Annotated in this window: 18 protein-coding genes; 8 read left to right on the forward strand and 10 right to left on the reverse strand. The window is 39.9% G+C overall.

Annotated features, from left to right (window positions below; translation table 11 throughout):
- Positions 1-44 precede the first annotated feature (44 nt).
- Positions 45-2,165: a TonB-dependent siderophore receptor gene (locus P20311_RS08015; protein ID WP_008111540.1), complete on the reverse strand. Its 2,121-nt coding sequence runs from the start codon at positions 2,163-2,165 to the stop codon at positions 45-47.
- Positions 2,166-2,367: 202 nt separating this feature from the next.
- Positions 2,368-3,528, reverse strand: coding sequence for a DcaP family trimeric outer membrane transporter (locus tag P20311_RS08020; RefSeq protein WP_008111542.1), 1,161 nt, complete (start codon positions 3,526-3,528; stop codon positions 2,368-2,370).
- Between the two features lie 417 nt (positions 3,529-3,945).
- On the opposite strand from P20311_RS08020, the gene acs reads away from it, so the two are divergent.
- The 3 genes from acs to P20311_RS08035 all read left to right on the forward strand — a co-directional run bounded on the left by acs (position 3,946) and on the right by P20311_RS08035 (position 8,396).
- A complete protein-coding gene (gene acs / locus P20311_RS08025) occupies positions 3,946-5,886 on the forward strand; it encodes an acetate--CoA ligase (protein ID WP_008111543.1) in 1,941 nt (646 codons plus the stop codon).
- 92 nt (positions 5,887-5,978) lie between these two features.
- Entirely contained in the window at positions 5,979-6,629 is a 651-nt protein-coding gene (locus P20311_RS08030; RefSeq protein ID WP_008111545.1) for a response regulator transcription factor, read from the forward strand.
- A gap of 159 nt (positions 6,630-6,788) precedes the next feature.
- Positions 6,789-8,396: an AbgT family transporter gene (locus P20311_RS08035; RefSeq protein ID WP_008111547.1), complete on the forward strand. Its 1,608-nt coding sequence runs from the start codon at positions 6,789-6,791 to the stop codon at positions 8,394-8,396.
- Positions 8,397-8,472: 76 nt separating this feature from the next.
- On the opposite strand, the gene purU is transcribed toward P20311_RS08035, so the two are convergent.
- Positions 8,473-9,303, reverse strand: coding sequence for a formyltetrahydrofolate deformylase (gene purU / locus P20311_RS08040; RefSeq protein ID WP_008111550.1), 831 nt, complete (start codon positions 9,301-9,303; stop codon positions 8,473-8,475).
- Positions 9,304-9,709: 406 nt separating this feature from the next.
- Here purU and P20311_RS08045 point away from each other — a divergent pair, with 406 nt between their 5' ends.
- Together P20311_RS08045 and P20311_RS08050 are read left to right on the forward strand one after the other, a co-directional pair.
- Positions 9,710-11,377, forward strand: a complete 1,668-nt coding sequence (locus tag P20311_RS08045) for a methyl-accepting chemotaxis protein (protein ID WP_008111551.1) — start codon at positions 9,710-9,712, stop codon at positions 11,375-11,377.
- Positions 11,378-11,615: 238 nt separating this feature from the next.
- Positions 11,616-12,968, forward strand: a complete 1,353-nt coding sequence (locus P20311_RS08050; RefSeq protein ID WP_008111553.1) for a magnesium transporter — start codon at positions 11,616-11,618, stop codon at positions 12,966-12,968.
- 67 nt (positions 12,969-13,035) lie between these two features.
- On the opposite strand, the gene P20311_RS08055 is transcribed toward P20311_RS08050, so the two are convergent.
- From P20311_RS08055 to P20311_RS08085, 7 genes are all read right to left on the reverse strand, one after another.
- Positions 13,036-14,031 carry a GGDEF domain-containing protein gene (locus P20311_RS08055; protein WP_008111555.1) on the reverse strand — a complete coding sequence of 332 codons (996 nt, stop codon included), beginning with the start codon at positions 14,029-14,031 and terminating at the stop codon, positions 13,036-13,038.
- A gap of 328 nt (positions 14,032-14,359) precedes the next feature.
- Positions 14,360-14,743, reverse strand: coding sequence for a DP-EP family protein (locus P20311_RS08060; protein ID WP_008111557.1), 384 nt, complete (start codon positions 14,741-14,743; stop codon positions 14,360-14,362).
- Between the two features lie 23 nt (positions 14,744-14,766).
- Positions 14,767-18,021, reverse strand: coding sequence for a winged helix-turn-helix domain-containing protein (locus P20311_RS08065; protein ID WP_008111561.1), 3,255 nt, complete (start codon positions 18,019-18,021; stop codon positions 14,767-14,769).
- A 62-nt stretch (positions 18,022-18,083) separates the two neighbouring features.
- Positions 18,084-18,911, reverse strand: coding sequence for a mechanosensitive ion channel family protein (locus P20311_RS08070; protein ID WP_008111564.1), 828 nt, complete (start codon positions 18,909-18,911; stop codon positions 18,084-18,086).
- A gap of 37 nt (positions 18,912-18,948) precedes the next feature.
- Complete coding sequence (locus P20311_RS08075) at positions 18,949-19,680, reverse strand: LrgB family protein (RefSeq protein ID WP_008111565.1); 732 nt, start codon at positions 19,678-19,680, stop codon at positions 18,949-18,951.
- Positions 19,673-20,026 (reverse strand): CidA/LrgA family protein, encoded by a 354-nt coding sequence (locus tag P20311_RS08080; RefSeq protein ID WP_008111568.1) that lies wholly within the window; start codon positions 20,024-20,026, stop codon positions 19,673-19,675. The genes P20311_RS08075 and P20311_RS08080 overlap by 8 nt, the downstream gene beginning before the upstream one ends.
- 83 nt (positions 20,027-20,109) lie before the next feature.
- A complete protein-coding gene (locus P20311_RS08085) occupies positions 20,110-20,901 on the reverse strand; it encodes a crotonase/enoyl-CoA hydratase family protein (protein WP_008111570.1) in 792 nt (263 codons plus the stop codon).
- Positions 20,902-21,186: 285 nt separating this feature from the next.
- Here P20311_RS08085 and P20311_RS08090 point away from each other — a divergent pair, with 285 nt between their 5' ends.
- From P20311_RS08090 to P20311_RS08100, 3 genes are read left to right on the forward strand one after another with little or no spacing between them, the layout of a single operon-like run.
- Complete coding sequence (locus tag P20311_RS08090; protein WP_008111572.1) at positions 21,187-21,507, forward strand: HI1450 family dsDNA-mimic protein; 321 nt, start codon at positions 21,187-21,189, stop codon at positions 21,505-21,507.
- A 46-nt stretch (positions 21,508-21,553) separates the two neighbouring features.
- The gene (locus tag P20311_RS08095) at positions 21,554-22,366 is read left to right on the forward strand and encodes a DUF481 domain-containing protein (protein WP_036934091.1); all 813 of its coding nucleotides are present in this window, start codon (positions 21,554-21,556) and stop codon (positions 22,364-22,366) included.
- A 28-nt stretch (positions 22,367-22,394) separates the two neighbouring features.
- Positions 22,395-22,880, forward strand: a complete 486-nt coding sequence (locus tag P20311_RS08100) for a hypothetical protein (RefSeq protein WP_008111576.1) — start codon at positions 22,395-22,397, stop codon at positions 22,878-22,880.
- Positions 22,881-22,885: the final 5 nt, after the last annotated feature.

The following is a 22,885-nucleotide window of genomic DNA, read 5'->3' on the forward strand; positions in this document are numbered from 1 at the left end:
TTTTTTTATTGTTTGCTATAAAGTGACTTAAAGCCTAGTTAGCTTTATAGCTGCCAGTTAACTGACAATGAGTAGTTACGCGGTGCCCCGTAGTAACCTTGCTCCCAATAAAGGCTGTTTATGTACTTTTCATCAGTACTGTTATTAACATTAAAGGTAACACCGACGTTTTGAGTAATTTCGTAGGTGGCCATTAAATCTAATAAGCCATAAGCATCTTGTTTTGTAGTTGCCAATGCGTTGCCTGCTGGATCTTTTACTTGCACACGGCTAATAGAATCTTGCCAGCGGTAATTAGCACCTAAGGTTAAACCATCAATAAATGGCACTTGATAAGTGGCTGCCATTTTTAATTGGTTTTCTGGGGTGTAATCTTTAACGAGTTCATCACCATCAATACTTAAATTACTGAAGCTGATGCTGGCACTTAAATCATCAGTTAAGCGACCGCTTAATTCAATTTCGAAACCATCACTGTTAATACCATCTGCAGCGTAATAACGCGTATCGCTTGGAAGGGAGCCCGGAAGTGCAACAGCAAGTCCATCTTGCTTAGCATCAAAATAGGCCAGTGTTACAAATACTTGCTCATCTAAAAGTTGTGCTTTTAAACCAACTTCAGCACTTTTACCAATAACCGGAGCCAGTTGCTCAGCGTTAATGTCTAACTCTTTTTGTGGCACAAACGTTTCGGTGTAGCTAGCATACGCTGATAACGACTCAGTAAAATCGTACACCGTACCAATGTAAGGAATAACCTCTGAGTCATCGCGGGTTTGCACGACACTATAAGCAGTACCTTTAGTTTCCCAATCGGTATAGCGAACGCCTGCCAAAATGCTTAATGGCTCTGCTAGTTTAATACGAGTTGAAATATAGGCAGATCTTTGTGTATTTTGTACATCACTGCCGTTAGGCGAATCAACCAGTGTTGCCTCAGGGATAACACCATCCCAAGTCGCTAAATCAGGCATCGCAGGGAAACCATTTCCTGTGCTGTAGTCATAAAGCGATTGGTCATTAAAGTCCATGTTTGCTTGGCTAATACCGAATGATAAGTCGTGCTCTAGTGAAAATAACTCAAATTTACCGCTGGCATATAAGTCAAACAAATCTTGGGTGTCTTTGTAATCATAACGACTCGCATAGCCGGTTAAACCTAAACCAGTTTCTTTATCTGGGGTACCATACACATAAAATAATTCAGAATTTTGTTCATTCTTTATGTGGGCATAACGGGCTTTAGCGACCCAGGTAGCCGATAAATTTTGCTCAAGAGTTACATAGATACGTTCAGCGCTATTATCCCAATACGAGCAATCTGCAGCTGTACTAGTTGACTCATCATAGTTAGTGGGGGAGCCATCTGTGTAATAAAGCGGTAGCGCGCCCCATAGAGGGCTGTCGGCATCTTTTTGTTGGTTTACGTAGTTAATGTTCAGAAGTGTATCGTCGGTTAGCTTTCCTTCATAGGCAAGGTAGGCAATGGTTTTATCGGTTTCGTAGCGGTCTAGATATGACTCTTTATCTTGCTTAGTAAATACAGCACGGACAGCATGCTCGTCGTTAATCGGTGTGGAAACATCAATATCTACACGTTTGTTATTCCACGAACCATAAGAAACCGATGCATGAACTTGTGTTGTGTAGGTTGGCTTTTTTAGCACCATATTAACAGTCGCTGATGGGTTACCTGCACCGGTCATCATGCCATTGGCACCACGTACAATTTCAACACGGTCGTAAATTGCAGTATCAAGTGTCCCTTGAATTGAACCAGAGGTTTGCGGTGTGCCTAAGCCATCGATTAAAAAGTTAGTTATTTCAAAACCACGGGCTTTAAAGTATGTACGATCGGTTTCTATTTGTTCTACTGTTACGCCTGGTGTGCTCTCTAGTACCGCATTAATATCATCAAGCGAAAAGTCATCCATTAACGCGCGTGAAACAACAGAAATTGATTGCGGAGTTTCTTTAATGGTTAAACCTAGCTTAGTCGCAGACTGCGCTTCTTCGGTAATATAGTTTTTATGATGTTGCCCATAAACAGCAATTTTTTCTAAAGGTAGGTTGTCTTGCGTGTCGTTTGCAACAGCATGCCCAGATAAAACCAGTGAAGTAAGTAGACTCAGTTTAAATGCAGAGTTTTTATGTTTGTACAGCATCATGTTTCCCATAAGATTAAATGTGGGTGGTAATTTAATCTAAATGAGAGTGATTTGCAATTGCGTTTGCTGGGTATTTTACACGTCTTTAATATTTTTTAAGTAAAGCGCATGGATTTGGTTAACTTGATCTCTGGTTAAAAACAAAAAAAGCGGCCGAAGCCGCTCAGGAAGTAAATCAGTATTTTAATTGGTTAGGAAATTAAAACGCATACTTTACAGAAAATTGTAAACGATCTAGATCGCCATCTACGCCACTTTCAAGCTCGCGTTCTGCATGTTTAAATTCAGCGCCAAAGGTTAGACGTTTAACCGGTGAGTATAAAATATTTGCGCTGTAGCTTTGGCTTGATTCTGTAGGGTCGCCATACATTGCAAGTAGGTTTTCATCATTATCAGCAGACAAGAACGAATATAAGAAAGTAGAGCGCCACTGGCTGTTCCACTTATGTTGATACGCAATAAAACCAGATGTTGAATCAATCGCATCTAGGTCATCACCATTAAGAACCGCACCACGTGCTACGTTTAGACCCACATAACGACCTAGTCCTTTACCTTGGGTAAGCATAAATTTTAGATTGTCTTCACCAAGCTTCACCATACCCGATGCACTAACACCAAATGAGGTTTCATCGGCATCAACACCACCTACTTTGTAGGTCAGTTGACGAGCAAGGGCTGTTACTACAAAGTTACCCCAATCAGCATTATGGGTGTAGCGTGCGGTAAAGTCAGGTAATGAGGCATCATCAGTTACGGCCATGCCACCGCCGGCTGTAGTAATTGTGCTTTCTGGGTTCTCTAACGAGAATGACCATGCACCCGTAGTGTATTTAATTTGAGATTGACGAACAAACACCGTGCCTTCTGCAGGACCAACAAAATCAAGTGCTTCTGGTAATGCACCGACGTTTTGAAAGTTTGACCATGTTTGACCAAATAACCAGCCATCATATGAGATAAATGCATGGCGAATGCGCGGAGAGTATGAATTAGACACACGCTCGTTGCCGCCAGGAGCTGACAATAAAAAGTCTAGCTCTATTTTAGTTTTAACCGTTTTACCGTTATCTAATAAGGTAGCAGTTCCAAAATTAAAACGTGACTCACGAGCGTGCATATCAAATACGGCGTCTGAACTATTATCGTTACCAACGGTTAGTGTACTTGGCACATAAAAATCACGGCCAACACTGGTGCCCGCAGGAGCGCCTGCTGAGTAGTCACTCCACATTGCGTCGAGTTTAATGTATCCACCGTAGGTAAATTCTGTATCACCTATTTTTGCAGCATAAGCTGTGCTAGAAAGTGCACATAGTACAGCACTAGCTGCCAGTGTTTTAATTGGAGTAAATTTCATTGTTGCGTCCTTTTATAGGCTACTTGTTGTATGTTGTTTGCTTATGATATGTATTAATGTGTGTTACTTATATAGTACTAACAGATTGAATTTAATTATCTTTAATCTAATTTGTTAGTAAATACGAATTATTAATAAACAATCAAAGTTTTTAAATATTCAAGCTACTGTTGTATATGTACACAATTTACTCAATCAACTATTAGTCTATTAGACTAAGGTTTAATAATTATTGAGTGTTCATATACTTTTATTTAATAGTATGTTTTTTATGTAAATAGGGTGTAGCCATGAGGATTATAGATAAGATAATCGTTGTTTGAACTCAGATACAACTAATGTCTAATATTTAATAGTGCACTGCTGAGTAATCCTTGATGAAAAGCCTAAGGCAAGTAATATAAATTGGAGACTAATATGTCACAAAGTATCTATCCAGTTCCTGCGCACATTAAAAACGCAGCGCTCGTCGATAATGAAAAATATAATACGATGTATAAACAGTCTATTGAGGACCCTGAAGGGTTTTGGGCTGAGCACGGTAAGCGTCTTGACTGGTTTACTCCATATTCAAAAGTAAAAAACACTTCATTTGATAAAGGCCATATCAATATCAAATGGTATGAAGATGGCTACCTTAATGCCTCATATAACTGTATTGATCGTCACTTAAAAACAAAAGCAGATAAAGTAGCGTTAATTTGGGAAGGCGATGATCCCTCGCAAAGCGAAAATATTACCTACCAACAACTACATGATGAAGTTGCTAAATTTGCCAATGGTTTAAAAAAGTTGGGTGTGAAAAAAGGTGACCGTGTTGCCATTTACATGCCAATGAGCCCACAAGCTATATATGCAATGCAGGCTTGTGCTCGTATAGGCGCAATTCATTCAGTTATTTTTGGTGGTTTTTCACCGTCAGCTATTGCGGATCGTATTAACGACTCGGGCGCTAAAGTGGTGATCACGTCAGATGAAGGCCGACGTGCAGGTAACTGTGTTCCGCTCAAAGCCAATGTAGATGAAGCCGTATTACAAGATTCAGTCACCACTGTTGAACATGTAGTGGTACATAAACTAACGTCAGGCGATGTTGATTGGCACGACCATGATATTTGGTGGCATGACTTAGTTGCAGATCAAGCGCCAGAGTGCGAACCTGAACACATGAATGCTGAAGACCCGCTGTTTATTCTGTATACCTCGGGTTCTACGGGTCAGCCTAAAGGTGTGGTTCATACCACCGGTGGCTATTTAGTCTATTCATCTATGACCCACGAATACATTTTTGATTTAAAAGACGATGATATTTTTTGGTGTAGTGCTGATGTTGGCTGGATCACAGGTCACAGTTATATTGCTTATGGACCGCTCGTTAATGGGTGTACACAAGTCGTATTTGAAGGCGTACCAACTTACCCAACTGCTGGTCGTATGGGTGAAGTGGTTGATAAACATAACGTGACAATTTTATACACAGCACCTACTGCCATTCGTGCATTGATGGCCAAAGGCGAAGAGCCGATTGCCAGCTCACATCGCGACAGCTTGCGCATTTTAGGTTCTGTGGGTGAGCCAATCAATCCAGAAGCATGGACCTGGTACTATGAAAAAATTGGTAAATCTAATTGTCCAATTGTAGATACTTGGTGGCAAACTGAAACCGGTGGCATCATGATTGCGCCATTACCAGGTGCAACCGATATGAAACCTGGCTCTGCAACTCGTCCATTCTTTGGTATTGCACCGGCGTTATTTGATGCTGAAGGCAATACATTAGAAGGTGCGGTTGACGGTAACCTTGTGATTTTAGATAGCTGGCCTTCACAAGCACGAACTGTGTATGGCGACCATGAGCGCTTTGAACAAACCTACTTTAGCGCTTATCCTGGTGTGTACTTTACTGGTGACGGTTGTCGTCGCGATGAAGACGGTGATTATTGGATCACAGGACGCGTTGATGACGTACTTAATGTGTCTGGGCACCGTTTAGGTACTGCTGAAATTGAAAGCGCATTAGTTGCTCATGAAGCTGTAGCTGAAGCGGCAGTGGTAGGTTACCCACATGATATTAAAGGCCAAGGTATTTACGTTTACATAACTCCTAATGAAGGCGTTACTGTGAGTGATGAGCTGACCAAAGAGATCCGTAATTGGGTACGTAAAGAGCTAAGCCCAATAGCATCACCCGATATGATTCAATGGTCGCTAGGTTTACCAAAAACACGTTCTGGCAAAATTATGCGTCGTATTTTACGTAAAATCGCGGCAAATGAGTACCAACAGCTTGGTGATACCTCAACACTTGCTGATCCGTCAGTGGTTGATGAGCTAGTAGAAAATCGATTAAATCGTTAATTTCGCGTTAAAAGCTTGATTAGAAGTTGATTCTAAACGTAGTATATCGGCTGTTGTCTATTGGACAGCAGCCGAATTTTTGGGAGTGAACAATGAGTCAGTTTTTAATAGCGGACGATCATCCGTTATTTCGTGAAGCACTAAAGGGCGCTTTGAGTGCAAAGTTTGCGGGTTTGGAAGTATTTGAATCAGCGGATTTTGATAGCACATTGCAGGTGTTAAGCGAACAAGAAGATCTTGATATATTACTACTAGATTTACACATGCCAGGTAACGGTGACTTATACGGCTTGATCCGTATACGTGAAGATTACCCAAGCTTACCTATTGCGGTGGTTTCGGGTAGTGAAGATGTAAATATTGTTTCGAAAGTTATGGGTTATGGGGCAATGGGGTTTATTCCTAAGTCTTCATCATCTGACGATATTGCCAACGCAATTAACCAAATACTTGAAGGCGATACTTGGCTGCCAACCGAGCTAAAAAGTAAAGTGGCTGAAATCGAAGGCGCAGATAGAGAAATTGCCGCACAAGTGGCATCACTTACTCCACAGCAATACCGCGTTTTACAATATTTGCACGAAGGTTTACTGAATAAACAAATTGCGTACGAACTTCACATTTCAGAAGCCACAGTCAAAGCACACATTACTGCCATATTTAGAAAACTCGGTGTTTATAATCGAACTCAAGCTGTTTTAATTGCTGCAAAACTACAACTAGAACCGATAGAGCAAGCTTAAGCAGACGAAATAAGAGGCGAGAGCCTCTTTTTTGTAACCCCATCACAATAAAACCCATCAGTTAATTACCATGACATAACAAGTCATTCATCTTTATTACATGACCTGCTCAGAAAATAATGCTAGGTTACGGGCATTTTGTAATTAAGAGAGCATGGTATGTCAGACTCAATGGACTCACCACACACATCCCAAGATGAAAATCAGGCCGCAAAGGGCGGTTGGTTTAATCGATTTTTAGCCACGGTAGAATTTTTAGGGAATATGCTTCCCCATCCAATTACCTTATTCGCGCTGTTTTGTATTGCCATTATTTTATTTAGTGGCGTTGCTGATTGGTTTGGACTTAGTGCTATCGATCCTCGCCCTGAGGGCTCTGCTGGGCGCGATCCAGATGGTGTAATTGAAGTTGTTAGCTTACTCAGTGCCGAGGGCTTACAGCGTATTGTAACGGGATTGGTAACTAACTTTACCAGCTTTGCCCCATTAGGTACGGTGTTAGTGGCGCTATTAGGTGTAAGTGTTGCTGAACATTCTGGGCTATTGTCTGCGGCAATGCGTGGCATGGTTATGGGTGCATCTAAACGCTTAGTTACCTTTATGGTTGTATTCGCTGCTATTTTATCAAACACAGCATCTGAGCTGGGTTATGTCGTATTGATCCCCCTAGCGGCAATGATATTTCATAGTTTAGGTCGTCATCCGCTTGCAGGCCTTGCTGCAGCGTTTGCTGGTGTATCGGGTGGCTATAGCGCTAACTTATTACTGGGTACTATCGATCCGTTATTAGCGGGTATTACGACGCCTGCAGCACAAATGATTGACCCAACTTACCAAGTAGGCGCTGAAGCAAACTGGTATTTTATGATGATTTCAGTATTGCTAATTGCTGTTTTAGGTACACTTGTTACTGAGAAAATTGTTGAGCCACGTTTAGGTAAATATAACCCAGATGAAGCCAGTGAAGATTTAGCTCAAAATAATATTGCCGGTTTAACTGCCAAAGAAAAATCAGGTTTAAAATGGGCTGGTGTTTCATTACTTGTTGTTTCGTTGTTACTCGCTTGGACGATTGTTCCAGCAGACGGTATTTTACGTAACCCTGAAACGGGGCTGGTTGCTCACTCTCCGTTTTTAAAAGGGATTGTTGTTTTTATTTTTGTTACCTTTGGTATTCCGGGTTTTGTGTATGGTCGCGTGGTTGGCACCATGAAAAATGATAAAGACGTGATCAATGCCATGAGCAAAAGTATGAGCTCTATGGGCATGTACATTGTATTGGTGTTTTTTGCTGCGCAGTTTGTGGCATTTTTTAAATGGACTAACTTAGGCACCATTTTAGCGATTAACGGTGCCGCGTTACTACAAGCTCTTAGCTTGACTGGGCCGGAAGTATTTGTACTGTTTATTTTAATGTGTGCCTTAGTTAACTTAACTTTAGGCTCATCGTCAGCGCAGTGGGCAGTAACAGCGCCTATCTTTGTTCCTATGCTTATGCTTATAGGTTATGCACCCGAGACAATTCAAGCGGCTTATCGTATTGGTGATTCAGTAACTAACTTAATTACCCCGATGATGAGTTACTTTGGTTTAATCCTCGCGGTTGCTACTAAATACAAAAAAGACATGGGAATAGGTACTTTGGTAGCCACTATGTTGCCATACAGCTTAATCTTCTTTGTTGGCTGGGTGGTACTGTTTTACTTATGGGTATTTGTTTTAGGTATGCCAGTAGGCCCTGGGGCACCAACGTATTACACACCCTAATTAGGTAAGGTTTAATATTTACTTATAAAAAATGCCAGCTTAGTAGCTGGCATTTTTAATTTTGATATAAAGCTAATTATGAAAATACCACGGTTTTATTGCCATTAATAAACAGCTTATGTTCTGATGCTAGTTGCAGTGCTTTACAAAACACCGTTTTCTCTACATCTTTACCCATTTTAGCCATCATCTCAGCTGTATTCGCATGAGTCACACTCGATACGTCTTGTAAAATAATAGGGCCTTCGTCTAGCTCATTATTAACAAAGTGAGCCGTGGCACCAATAATTTTCACACCACGTTCAAACGCCTGATGATATGGTTTTGCACCAATAAAAGCAGGTAAAAATGAGTGATGAATATTAATGATTTTACCCTCAAAACGACCTACAAATTCAGGGCTTAAAATACGCATATATTTAGCTAGGCCAATAATGTCTGGGTTATAGCTGGCAATTAAGTCACCGACTTTTTCGTCGTGCTCACTGCGCGTAAGTCCTTCATGAGAAACCATATGAAAAGGAATATCAAACCCTTTCACTAGAGGCTCTAAAGTAGGGTAATTGGCGATAACGGCGAGTATCTCTATGTTTAGGGCTTGTTCAAATTGCTTAAGTAACATGCCGCCCAAACAATGAGCTTCTTTTGTAGCTAATAGTACCACTTTGGTTTTTTCTTCACCGTGCAGTGCCACTTTTGCGCCAGCAGGTAATACATCGCGCAGTTGTGACAAAAACTCAGTGTGTGGTTCGCCAGTAAGCTCTGTGCGCATAAAAAAGCGCTGCGCATCTTTATCTACAAATTCGTTATTACGAATAATATTTAAATTGTGCTCATTACACAGTCCGGTAATTTTGGCGATTAAACCTATATCGTCTGCGCATTGGGTGGTTAGTATATAACTCATTTTCCTCATTCTTACCCAGTAGTTAGTTGCTTCATTATTTGTGTTTTAACTCAGAAAGCAAGGCCTTTGTGTGATGCCCAATATTTAATTTTCATTAAAGCTAAAATAGTGTTACTGAGGTTAGTTAAGATTTAATCGTAAGGTAATAAGCTGTGCACTAGTAAGAATTTATAGCATGAGAAAAATCAGTTATTTATTACTGCTTTTATACTATCGTCTAGTTATAAAGTTTATTTTAGTATGTTTTACTAACATACGAGTGTATTAAATTGCGCAACAACCCTGTTTGTGCTTAATTTATATACAAGTGTGGCGCTGTTGTCAGTAATACAAACAATGGAAACGTAGTTGCTAAGTGGCTGCAAAATAAAAAGCTTGATAGCTTATAATGTTAATTGGAGAAATAATGGGTAATTTAAGCTTAAAAACCAAATTGCTACTGCTGGCTGTTTTACCTTTGATTGTATTACTAATCAGTTTTATGGCAGGTTCTTATTATTTAGAGATGCAAAATCAACAGCAAAACTTTAATGAGTTCAAAACTAAATTAATTGCTGATAAACAAACTCTATTAAGAACAGAAATAGAAATCGGCTCTAAAGTAGTGCAATACCAATTAGCGCAAGGAAATGAACAAGACGCTAAAGATGCGTTGCGAGATTTAACCTTTGGTGAAGATGGTTACTACTTTATTTATGATACCGATGGTATTAGTGTTTTTCATGCATTACTGGGTGATGCGATAGAAGGGCAAAGTAAAATAGGCATGACCGACCCTAACGGTAAAAAAATAGTGGTTGGCTTACTTGAGCAAGCGCGTAAAGGCGGTGGCTCGTTTACTTATCATTTTCAAAAGCCCAATACTAGCGGCTTAGTCGAAAAAATTGGTTATGCAGCCATGATCCCAGGTACTAATTGGATGATAGGCACTGGCACATATATGGATGATATTGAAGCCGAACTGGTAAAATATCAAACAACCATGGAGCGCCATTTAAGCGAAAAAATGACCACTTTGGTTTTAATCTCACTTCTACTGCTTGGTTTAGCAGCAGCCGGTGCGTTGTACGCTTCTAATAATATGCTAAAACCAATTAAACGTATGGTGCAAAGCTTAGACGATATTGCCAAAGGGGAGGGGGATTTAACCCGACGTTTAGAAATAGATACTCATGATGAAATTGGTCAGTTAGGTGAATCTTTCAATGTATTTGTGAGCAAGCTACACAGTATTATTGCCGGAGTGGTTGATGTAACAAGTGACGTTAAAACAGCTTCTTCAGACATTAATACGCAAACATTGCTAATTGAAGATAAATTATTAAAGCATAACCATGAAACCGATTTAGTGGCAACAGCGATTACCGAAATGTCAGCAACCTCGCATGAGGTAGCGCAAAATACCACGCAAGTTGCGGTATCAACGCAGGCAGCGACAAAAGAAGTGGCCAACGCGCAAGATTGTGTAGATGTTTCACTGAGCGAAGTATCAAACTTAATGAGCGAAATTAATCAAGCCGCAGAGCAGGTTAACTCCTTGAGTGAGCAATCTAAAAAAATTAATAGCGTATTAAGTGTAATTGGTGGCATTGCTGAACAAACAAACTTACTGGCATTAAATGCGGCTATTGAAGCGGCACGCGCAGGTGAGCAAGGCCGTGGGTTTGCGGTGGTGGCTGATGAAGTAAGAAGCCTGGCGAGTAGAACCCAAGACAGCACATTAGAAATTAACGAAATGCTAAGCGAGTTACATAATTTAGTAACGGCAGCGGTTGATGCAATGCATGCGAGTCAACAAAGCTGTAACCGCTCAGTTGAGTCTTCACGGGCTATATCTGAAAGCTTAGGTGCGGTAACTACGTCCGTGACCACCATTAATGATATGAGTACACAAATTGCCACTGCCGCTACCGAGCAAAGTAGTGTTACAGAAGAAATTAACCGTAACGTGTATGCTATTCAAGAAATAGTTAATGAGTTAACACAGTCGAGTAAAACCACTTCTTCAGTTAGTAAGCACTTAGCGGGACGCGGTGAGAACTTGGGTGACCTAGTGGGGCAATTTAAAATATAAATAGCGCTGAGTTATTAATTTTTTAGCAAGCCGTAACGTGTTTAGTTACGGCTTTTTTTGGCTTTATTTTTAGCTAAAGCGCGATAGTTTATAGCACGCTACAACCATAAATATTTAACAACACAGCGATTTTTTAATATTTTTATGCGTGTCTAATGTACACTATTAGCTATTCTCATTAATAAGTGCTTACTTATTACAGTAAATTTATAGTGAAAGACTATTTTAGGGTTTTTAAATGATAGAGTATCCGGTTGATCAGTTACCACAACTCATAAACGACTTATTGCAGTGTGATACCACTGAGCGCAAAAATAAATTACTTATTGATGCTCAGCAAACCTTATCAACGGAACACTTATCCTTATTATTTGAAGCTATTCCTAAAGAGCAGCGCCTTGAAATTTGGCATTTACTAGATGAAGACACGCAACACGAAATTTTCGTTAATTTAAGTGAAGATAGCTGTTTATGGTTACTGCAAACCCTAGATGACAGTGACGGTTTTAAATTATTAGACGAAGTTAACGTTGAAGAGCTGCTTGAGTTAGAAGAAGTGATCCCGCAGCGCTTTATTGATTATGCAAAAAAGCAGCTTGATGAAGCACAAACCAAACAATACGAGCTGGCGCAACAATATACGCCTGAGCAACTAGGTCACTGGATTGGCTTTGACTTTTTAAAGGTGTCAGACAAACTCACAGCCGGCGGCGCTAAAAAGTTACTCCACAAAGGGTTACCGCAGTACAGCGAAGTGATTTATTTAGTGAGCCGCAAAGGCAGCTTAATAGGCGAAGTGGCAGTTAATGACCTGATAAAAGCGCATGATAATGAGAGTTTAATGACCTTAGCTAATCATGACTTTACCTCATTGCATGCAGACCATGATTTATATGAAGCCGCTGAAGTGGTTATTCATAGTGAACAAATGGCCATGCCCGTGGTTAATGCCGATAACAAACTAATAGGGCGATTAACCATTGCATCAGCTTATGAATTACGTCAGGAAATCGCTGACGAAGCCACAGCAAAGGCTGGTGGTTTACGAGAAGACGAAGACCTATTTGCTAGTGTTCGCAAAAGTGCTAAAAACCGAGGTATTTGGCTAGGTATCAACTTAGCAACCGCATTTTTAGCCTCGTGGTTTATTGGTTTATTTGGCGCCACCATAGAACAAGTGGTTGCTTTAGCTGTATTGATGCCGATTGTCGCTTCAATGGGGGGTATTGCCGGAAGCCAAACCTTAACGGTTATAGTGCGTGGTCTTGCGCTTGGTCAGGTTACCGACTCCAACCGTAAGGCACTGCTTAAAAAAGAGCTGCGTGTGGGCGCGGTAAATGGCTTGGTATGGGCTTTAGTGATTGGCTTGCTAACTTTCCTATGGTTTAACGATATTATGCTTAGTATAACCATTACTGTGGCAATACTGCTGAATTTAGTGGCTGCATCATTGGCGGGCGTAGTGATCCCGTCTATTTTAGATAAAATGAAAATTGACCCTGCATTATCAGGCTCAGTTATTTTAACCACAGTCACTGATATTGTCGGCTTTGTAACCTTTTTAGGATTAGGTAGTTTGTTACTACTGTGAAGCTGTCTCAGTTCAGCGCTAATTCCTATTTATTAGCGCTTGTTTTGGGCATAATGCTACTAATTCGTTAAATGATAGAGCTTATTCTATTGCGTCCTTCTTTTTTAGCTCGGTATAGTGCTGTATCGGTTGCACATAAAAGCGCTTCATATGTCCTATATTGATTATGATGCTCACAGGCTATACCTTGGCTTATGGTAATTTTAACCTCTGGTGGTAAGCCAATATCTGTGAAGGTCATCTTATTAACGAGTTGCTCGATTTGTTTTGCAACAATGGTTGCACTTTTAATATCGCAACGGGGCAAAACTATTGCAAACTCTTCACCGCCATACCTAGCCGCTAAACATTCTCTTGAGGGTACACACTGTAAAATTAGCTTTGCAATTTTTTGTAGGCATTTATCGCCTTTAATATGCCCATAGGTGTCGTTGAATTTTTTAAAGTGGTCAACATCAATCAATATGCTGGTTAGAGGTTGTTGGCTTTGAATACTCTCTTGCCAATATTTTTTTAATGACTCATCTAAAGCTAAACGGTTAGCAAGCCCAGTTAAATGATCGGTTGAGGCCTGTACTTTTAAACGGTTGTACATGGCTTTATGGGTACTAAGATCGTGAAGTATACACACATAAAGCTTTTGCGCCGATGCGATACTTTTAGGCATGCTTGAGATTGATAGGTCGGCTTCAATCACATCGCCATTGGCTTTATTAATTGTTACTTCATTAGGGCCATAGCTTAGCGTTGTATCTTTAATGCTAATCCAATTCGATAGGGTTTGCTTATACTTTTCAAGGTCGGCATCGTTTAAAAATGTTAATAAATTATCACCAATCAATGACTGCTGTGAGTGACCAAACAATTGCGCAGCTTTTGGATTAACAAACTCAAAATCACCTTGTTCATTAATTACAAATATTCCTTCAGCAGTGCCATTAAACAATTCAATTAAAGCACTAAATTGAGCATTTAAAAAAGGGCTCGATGAAGCACAATCGAAGGAGAGCGCTTTATCATTTTTAATTGCTGCAGTTTCTTTGTTATTAATTTGTTTAGACACGTTTTAGCCTTAGCATGGTACAGACGTTTTTGATGTCTACAAATTTACTTAAAAAAGTGCAATTAAACCTTTCGGTAATCTTCTGTTTTTAACTTGCTGATATTTAATGATAAAAAGCATGTTTGCACAGGTTTTAAGTAACCTATGCAAGGTGAAAATTAGTTACTCAGCAATTGAAAGTTGAGGTTTTTATTATAAATTAGTAATAAAGGATAGTTATTAATGATGCTGCTTGGTATGTGTAAACGTTAAAGTGTTTGGCTTATAAAATTGCAAAGGAATAAATCAGCTCTGTGCAATTTAAAAATCAATAATTAATCGTTGTTAATTAATTTTCACCTCTATTTTCAACTTGCGGATCAGTGCTTTCATAGGCTGTGCCGTTGCACTCAACATTAAATATCAAACAGGCAGTACCTGGGTTTTCATCGGTATCGATAATAGTAATTTTGCGGCCATTATCGCTTACTTTAAAGCTGAAGTTTTGGGCGCAAGGCGTTTCTTTATCGACATCAGTAATAGTCGCGCCAGTAAATAAAAATCCATTTTCAATTGTGGTTTCATCTAAACTATAAATGCCCGCAGTCTCGGTTCTTACAACTCCGCCGCCAGTCACTTCTTTACCATCTATAGAGTATGTAAAGTTAGCTTCGTCGTCACTGCCTAGTACAATGTTAACTGTAAAGTGAATTAGTTCTTGAGTGTTATTCATATTATTTCCTTTTTTATTCATAGTCATAGCTTAAAATTAGTAATGCCTAGTTTTACTAGGTTTGCTTTTATTTTGGGGATTTCGTCAGCTCGATTTAAGCAAGTGTACACCTGTACCAGCGGGTATGTGATACGAACACTTTGATCTTTTTCTGCTGTTTTAATAATGGCTTGAAGCGCATTTAAGCAAAACTGTTCTCGCTGCTTGCTGGTTGTACTTAACTTAGCTTTAAGTAAATTAACTCGTATCGGTATTATGTTATCGCCAATTTTCATTTGATTAGCTATGTACTCTTGATAGTTTGTATCACTCTCCAGCGCAATTAATAACTCCTGTGCTTTGTGCTGTGACAGCCTATCAATAAAATAGTGTATAAGGCTTACTTGTGTATTTATAATAAATTTATTGTCGAAGTATTGATTTTTGACAAATTTAATAATTTCATTTACTTGTTCATTAATATTTTTATCTGCTGAAAGCATCAATTGGTAGGCTAAAAAGCGATAGTATGAATCTTGAAAGTACTTACTTTTTGGATCCTGCAATATAGCGTTATTAATTGTATTAGTGGCTTGCTGTGCTTTTTCGTAGGCAGGTTGTCTATTGGGTAAATAACTTAAAAGATAGCTTTGCTGAATATAAGTATAAGCTAAACTGCTTGATAAACTTGCATCATCGGGATAATTCAATAGCATATTTGACAATTCACTTGAGGCATTTACATACATGGTTAGCGCGGCATTAAAATCACCGAGCCCTTCTTCGGTTTTAGCAAGCCAGCTGATGGTATCTGCTTTATCGCGCAATAAGTTTTTATTATTGGGTTTAAGCTTAAGCGCTTTGTTTTTAAGGGCCAGCGATTTTGTAAAGCTTTGTTTCGCTGCGCTGTAGTCAAATTTCTCTGTGTATAAAGAACCCAGCGAATTATGCGAATACGATAGCTCCATAATCGAGTTAAAATCATTCGGTGCTAATGAATACATTTTCTCACTGTAGGCATGATATTTTTTAAATAATGGCTCAGTGGCTGCGTAATCGCTTTTATCATAATGAAGCTGACCGAGCCAAAAAGCATTGGCACCGGCAAGCGTGAGTAACTCTAAGTTGTTTGGTTGGATTTTTAATAATGCTTCAAGGCGAGTGCGGGCGTTTTCAAAGGCGGTGAAGGCCTCAATGGTTTTACCGCGCGAATAGGCCACTTCCCCCATGGCTTCCAAAGTTTGTGCGTACTGAAAGCGACTTTTAAATTCGGCTTGTTGATTACTAAAGTTAAATAGTGAGCTTGGCTCCTCGACTTGATTGGTAAAATACTCAAGTGCTTTATTACTAATGCCATCAAGTAAGTCCATACGCTTTACGCTGCGTAACTTGTCGGCAAAATCACCAACCATAAACCCTAGTAAGCTTTCGGCCTCTTGGCGTTTTTGCTGTGCAAGTTGCTGCGCTTGAAAGCTGGTAACACTCATAAATAGGGCAACACAGGTAAGTAAACAAAGTAGAGCGACTGTGCCGCGTTTTATGGTTGTTTTTGCTTTACTGTGTTTAAGAGAGCTGGTTATAAGCGCGCGTTCGTCATCGTCTAGTTCGAATATGTTGTCGTTTAATAAGGTAACGGCTTCTTGCAGTGGTTTACCCGGCGCTAACAGGTAGGCGTTACTTTTGTGCTCATTAAGCCATTGTTGCGTGTGGTGGTGTAAGCGGCTTTTTATAGCAAGGGCATCTTTATGGTCATTAATCCACTGTTTAGCACGTGGCCATTGGCGTAATAATGCCTCGTGGGCAAGGCTAAAGTAGGCTTCTTGGTTTTGTAAATGCGATACAAATAAGCGGCTATCGACCATGGCTTGAACCAGCTCTTTTTGACTGGTGTTGGTTAACGCTTGTAAGCGGGCTGCGCGACTCGTAATGGTTTTACCATCTGGGTTTAGCGTTACTAATTGCGATAACACGCTTTTTAGTTGCTGCTGTTGCGCTTTAGAAAGCCCTATAAATACCTCTTCGGCTTTTTTACCAATGGCACCCTCAATACCGCCGAGTTTTTCATATACACTGTGCAATAACTCATTATTATCACTGCGCTGTAAATACAGCTCTTGCAGTGTGTATTGCAGCATGGGCAGTGCATCTGGATTGTTGGCGGTATCGGCGCAAAGTATTTCATCCAGCGGGGTTTTGGTGTGTGGGTCTTGCGAAAACGTTAAATTAGCGGTTAACGCTGGCAAGCGAATAATTTGTTGTAGTTCATGGCGATTTGGCGGGGTTAAATCGTAATGCGCGCCATGAGCTTTGCCGGCCATAAGGCTTGGCTGCTCAACCACTAAAGGGTAAAAATCGTTACGACAGGCACTAAATACAATCACCGCTTTAGAGGTCGCTAAACGCTCAATAACAGATAAAAAATGACTTCGGGTGTCGTTACTAAATAGCGGTGAGGAAAGTAGCACTTCTAAGCGGTCTATAAACAAAAACAATAGCGGCGTTTTTGCTGCTGTTTGAGTATTTGCAATTGTATTTTTTAAACAACTAATAACATTATCTATGTCATGTTCTAGCTGCTGCGCCAGCGTTTGTGCGCTTAACCCTGTAAATACTGGAATGTCGTTAATATCCCAATCGAGCATGGCTGAGGCGAGATCTAAATACAGCCTATTTTGAGCTACATCTGCAAAGTCTAGTTGGGTGTACGACATTACTCTAATGCCGTTATAGCCTCGCTCGTCGAGTAGCTTTGGCAATATACCCGCATTAACTAATGATGATTTACCCGTGCCACTAGGGCCAAGGATTAAACAAAATGCGCGCTGTAATTTTATTTGGCTTGATACGCTCTCTAGTAACGTGCTGATGGCGTGATTACGACCAAAAAATAAGTGGGTATCGGTTGGGTTATATGCACTCAAACCTAAAAAAGGAGAGCCGCCTTGCCATGTGTTAACTTGGCTGGGGAGGTCATCAGCCAATGGAAACTCAACCGTTGCAATAACCCTATAACCCCGTTTACGTATGGTTTCTATGTATTGCGGAGCGCTTGCCTTATCACCCAGGGCTTTTCGAAGTTGAGTGATAGTTTTATGCAGAGGATTATCGCCGGTTTCTGTGTTTGCCCAGCAGTGAGTTAATAACGCGTCGCTACTGACAATCTCTGCTTGGTTTTGACACAAGTACAGCAAAACATCCATGGCTTTGGGCTCTAGCTGTTTTTGTTCTTCAGCGCGTTGAAGGGTGTTACTGGCAGGGGTTACTTGCCATTCACCTAGATAAAAAGGCGGTTGCTGCATAATTGGCTCATTTTTATAGTTATTAGTGCACTTAACTTTTTGCGTTAATCACATGAGAAGTGCTAGTTATTTTTATTAAGTGTAACAATGCGTTGTGGAAACGGAATTTCAATATTGGCATCGTTAATTGCTTTATACACGCTGCCATTAATAGCAAGCTTAGTTTCAATAATTTTAGTGGTGGGTACCCAATAGCGATAGCTAATAGTAACGCCGCTATCAGCAAAGCGCTCTATGCCAATTTGTGCATTGGGTTGTTTAGCGACGAGTTCATGCTGTATGAGCACGTTTTCAATTAGGTTGATTGCTGTATCACTGCAGGCACTGTAGGCAATATCTATTTCACCTTTTACTAAAGAGTAGCTAAATGAGTTGTGCAGAATTTCGCCAACAATATGTTTGTTGGGAATGGTTATTTCTACTTTTTCTTCATTAATTAATACGGTGTGCCCCAGCTCAATTACTTTTACTTGGCCGCTAACACCTTTTACTTCTATGGTATCGCCGACCACAAATGGCCGTGTAGCAATAATAGCAAGCCCCGCGCCATAATTAGAAAGCATGCCTTGTAACGCTAGGCCTGCACCCAATGAGGCTGCACCTATTGCAGCAACAAATGGGGTCACACTAATACCAATTTTACCCAGCGCAATAATGATCACCATAATGATTAGCAGTACTTTCACTACATTACTGACAAAGTTGGTTAAGGTAATATCGACGTTATGCCGCGTCATTAAATTGGCAACACCTTCGGCGAGCTTTTTCGCCACCCACAGGCCAACCAATAGTATAAAAATAGCGCCGACTATTTGCATACTATAGGTGACTAAATACTCGGTAAGTAGGGCGTAGTATTTTTCAAATTGCTGAATTTCGGAACTGATCATGGTGGGCTCTAGTTTTAGTTAGATTGTTATCAACTTACTATAACAAAGTGCTCACTAAAAATGGATATAATAGTGGTACTATCACCGCAGTTAATAACGCACTCAATGCCATAGCCACTGATGAAAACGCCCCTATTTTTGGGTGCTCGGCAATTGCAGCGGCTGTACCTATAGCGTGACAAGCCGTTCCCATTGCAATGCCTTGTGCCTCAAAGTTAAATATTTTAATTAGTTTTAGTAATAAAAAGCCAAACAAAGCCCCAAGTAAACCAATAAAAATAACCATGGCAGCAGCCAACGAGCTGATCCCCCCAAGTGAATCGGTGACAAGTAATGCAATAGGTGTCGTAACGCTGAGTGCGGCAACTGAGGCGCTGAGTTGCGAGGGGGCAGCAAATAAAATACTTAATACAAAAGCCACCAATGTGGCATTAACAATACCAATACTGCAAGTGACAAAAATGAGTAAAAAGTTTTTTCGAATATGCATAAACTGCTGATATAAGGGCAGGGCTAACGCAACGATTGCAGGCTCGAGTAACCAACTAAGTAATTGGCTATGAGAGGAAAATTTCGCATAAGGCAAATCTAGATTAACTAATAATAAGGCAATTATTGCAATACTTAAAAATACGGGGTTTGTGAGGGATTTTAATATGCTGTGACTCACTCTCACATTGAGCATTTTTAGCCCTAAAAAAAGAGCGATTATAAAAGGGATAGTTAACCACCAAAGACTTGGCGTTATTGCACTGATTTGCTCATTCATTGTTTTCAGTGCCTTTAAAGTGACCAACGATACTGGCTACTAAAATTAAGCTACTAAAGGGCACTATAATCATCACGGTGGTTAAAAATGGCCAATGGGTTTTTATAAGTCCCAAGTGTTCAATAAAGCCAACGCCTGCAGGAATAAAGAAAATAGGCATTACATTTAAAATAGGCGAGGCACATGGGGTAAGTTGTTGCTCTTTAACAATGCCTGATAAAAGCAGTACCAGTAAAATAACCATTGCTAACAGTGGCGCAGGGAAACTGGCATCAATAAAGTGCATAATAAGTTTGCCCGCTGCCAAACAAAGCAAAATGATAGCACTACTTAAAAAGTATTTCATGGCGATGACTCAATACAATAGAGGATTATCACTTTAACAAATAACGCTGTTTTGTGCATTGTGCCTTAGTATTAGCATCAATGTTACCAGCGCTTGGCGTTTGCAAACTCAATACCAGTTTTACCTTTTGCTTTAGCAATGGCCTTTTTAGTATTGGGGTTGATTAATAAGCGAATTTGGCTCCATGTTTCTTTGGCGAGTATTTTTCGAGCTGGGGCTTTATAGCTTTGTTGAGTTACTCGCTTTATTGCCGCTAATGTGTCAGGTGAACGTGCTTGTAATGTATCAAGCATTTCTTTCGTTGCTTTATCTGTATCGTCGGTTGTTTTTGTTACTAAACCGAGTTCAAAAGCGTGTTGAGCACTAATGGGGTCAGCATGGCTTGCTAGCCAAAGTGCTTGGTCGCGTTTTACTAGTCCTGCAAGCATAACATTAGCGCCCATGTCGGGGCATAACCCCCAGCGCGCTTCCATAATGGCGAGTTTGGCATCGTGATGAACAACCCGGTAATCAGCCCCGAGCGCTATTTGTAGCCCACCACCGAGGCAATTTCCGTTAATTTTAGCAATTACAGGCACACTCAATGATTGCCAACCTAAGACTACTTTTTGTGCTAGGTTTTGATTACCAGGCAGCCATTTAAATAGGAGCTTTATAATGTTGAATGGTGAGGCCATAACCGCATTGATATCGAGTCCTGCACAAAAGTGTTCACCCTCACCGGTTAATACAACCGCACGAATACTGGCGTCTTTTTTTATATTTTTAATCACCTTGTTAAGCTCAACAAACATAGCAAAGCTTAAGGCATTTTGTTTTTCTTCGCGATGCAATGTAACAGTGGCAATACCCTGTTTTTTTTCTAATTTTATCATTATGCACTCCTCTGACCTGTTGTTTGAGCTTATGTTTTTATTGATGTTAAGTAAAGTGGATGAAGATGAATAAAAACAAAGTGAATTTTTTAAAGCAAATGGGGTCTGTTATCTTTAACGATTAACTTAATTTTTAAGGGTAACACCTTACGCTAACTAATCGTTAATCTATCTATAAGTATTAGGAATAAATAAAAAAGTCAGTATTTAACGTGTTTTTTTATCAAAACCCCAACAACTTTTGATATTATGATACCCACTTAAAAGCTCAGAGGTTAACCATTCATGTCAGGTCCACGTTTATTTACGATAGAAGAAGCAACTCATCAAGCTTATGATATTTTTTTAGAGCTAGCTCCCAATAATTTAAGCGATAAAGATGTTGAAGAATTTAACCTGCACCGTGAAGAGCTAGGCTTTATTGAAGAAGATGAGCCTGATGAACAGTGGCAAGACTTTGTTGCCTTAGAAATTGAACCTGAGCATTTTATTCAAGTATTAGTAGGCCTTGAGTTTGATAATGAAGACGTATTATTTGCGAAAATTTTAATTAGCCGTGATAAAGATGCACCTTTTTGTCATATTTTGTGGAAAGAAAGTGAATAACCATTTCTCCGCTTTTTTGTTATTGCCATTTGCAAGAGAACGTATTTTGCGAAACTCCTTTGTATTACTGCTTTTATTATTTAGCTGCTTTAGCTGGGCTGTTGATCCTTTTGAAGATTTTCATGAGTATGGTCAGCTTTCAGATGAAGAGATTCATGAGTTACACAAAGGCGAAGTACTGTATGGCGATACCGAATTTGGTTTTATTTTAAGTAAAGGTAACACTAATTCAACCAGTTTTAAGCTTAAAGGGAACCTTTATCAAGATTTTGAAAACTGGCGAAATCAATTCAAAATAGACTCCCTCTACAAACGTGACGAAAATGAAGAAACAGGTGAGTCTGATGTGACTGCTAATCGCGTGTTTGTATCTGCACAAGGCAACTATAAAGTAGGGGTTAAAAACTCGTCGTTCTTTATTTATGGGGATTACGAGGAAGATGAATTTAGTGGCCTTGATTTTAAAAGCACGGTAGCAACTGGTTATGGTGCACGTGTTTATCAAGGGGTTAAAAATAAAGTAGATATAGATATTGGCCCAGGTTTATACCGCTCAGTTGCTGATGATGAGTCAACAGCACTTGAAGACGACAAAGACAAAATGGGCTATTTACTTCGTATTGCAATGCAGTGGGAACGGTTGGTATCTGAGCGCACCCGATTTAATCAGGATATTAGTATAGAGCAGTCATTGTCTGGGCTTAACTCTCGGTTAAAGTCAGAAACGGCATTAATTAGCCAAGTGGTTGGCGCGGTATCGCTTAAATTTGCGTATATGTACCGTTATAATTCTAAGCCTGAGGAAGATAAGCTTAAATACGATTCAGAGCTCAGTGCAACCTTAGTGTACAGTTTTTAATTTTTTTAACTTTTTAATTGAGAGTGTTATGTATCAGCATAAGCAGTATGCGGTATTTATATTTGTAGTATTAGCGTGGATCAGTGGTTTTGTTGCGCTTGCATGGAACTTAATCGGTGCCGATGCCCCATTAATCGTATTTGCGGGTATTTTAGTGCTGGTGGGTTTTTTATTTCATGGTTTAACCATTAAAGTTGACGAAACTCATATTAGCTGGGCATTTGGTCCAGGTGTTGCCGGCCAAAAATTAGCATTAGAAGACATAGTGGATGTAAAGGCAGTACAAAACTCATACCGTCATGGTATTGGTATTCGCATTACACATGATGGTTGGATTTATTCGGTATCAGGCTTTAGTGCGGTGCAATTAACGCTTAAAGATGGCACTCAGTATCGCTTAGGCACGAATGACCAAGAGGGGCTAGTTGCTGCGCTTGAAGATAAAATAACCCCAGGCGAAGTACCAGCAGCAGAGCCTCAAGTTAAATTACGTACGCATAATAATATGCTATAAAAAAA

It is taken from the genome of Pseudoalteromonas sp. BSi20311 (assembly GCF_000239875.1).
GTDB lineage: Bacteria > Pseudomonadota > Gammaproteobacteria > Enterobacterales > Alteromonadaceae > Pseudoalteromonas.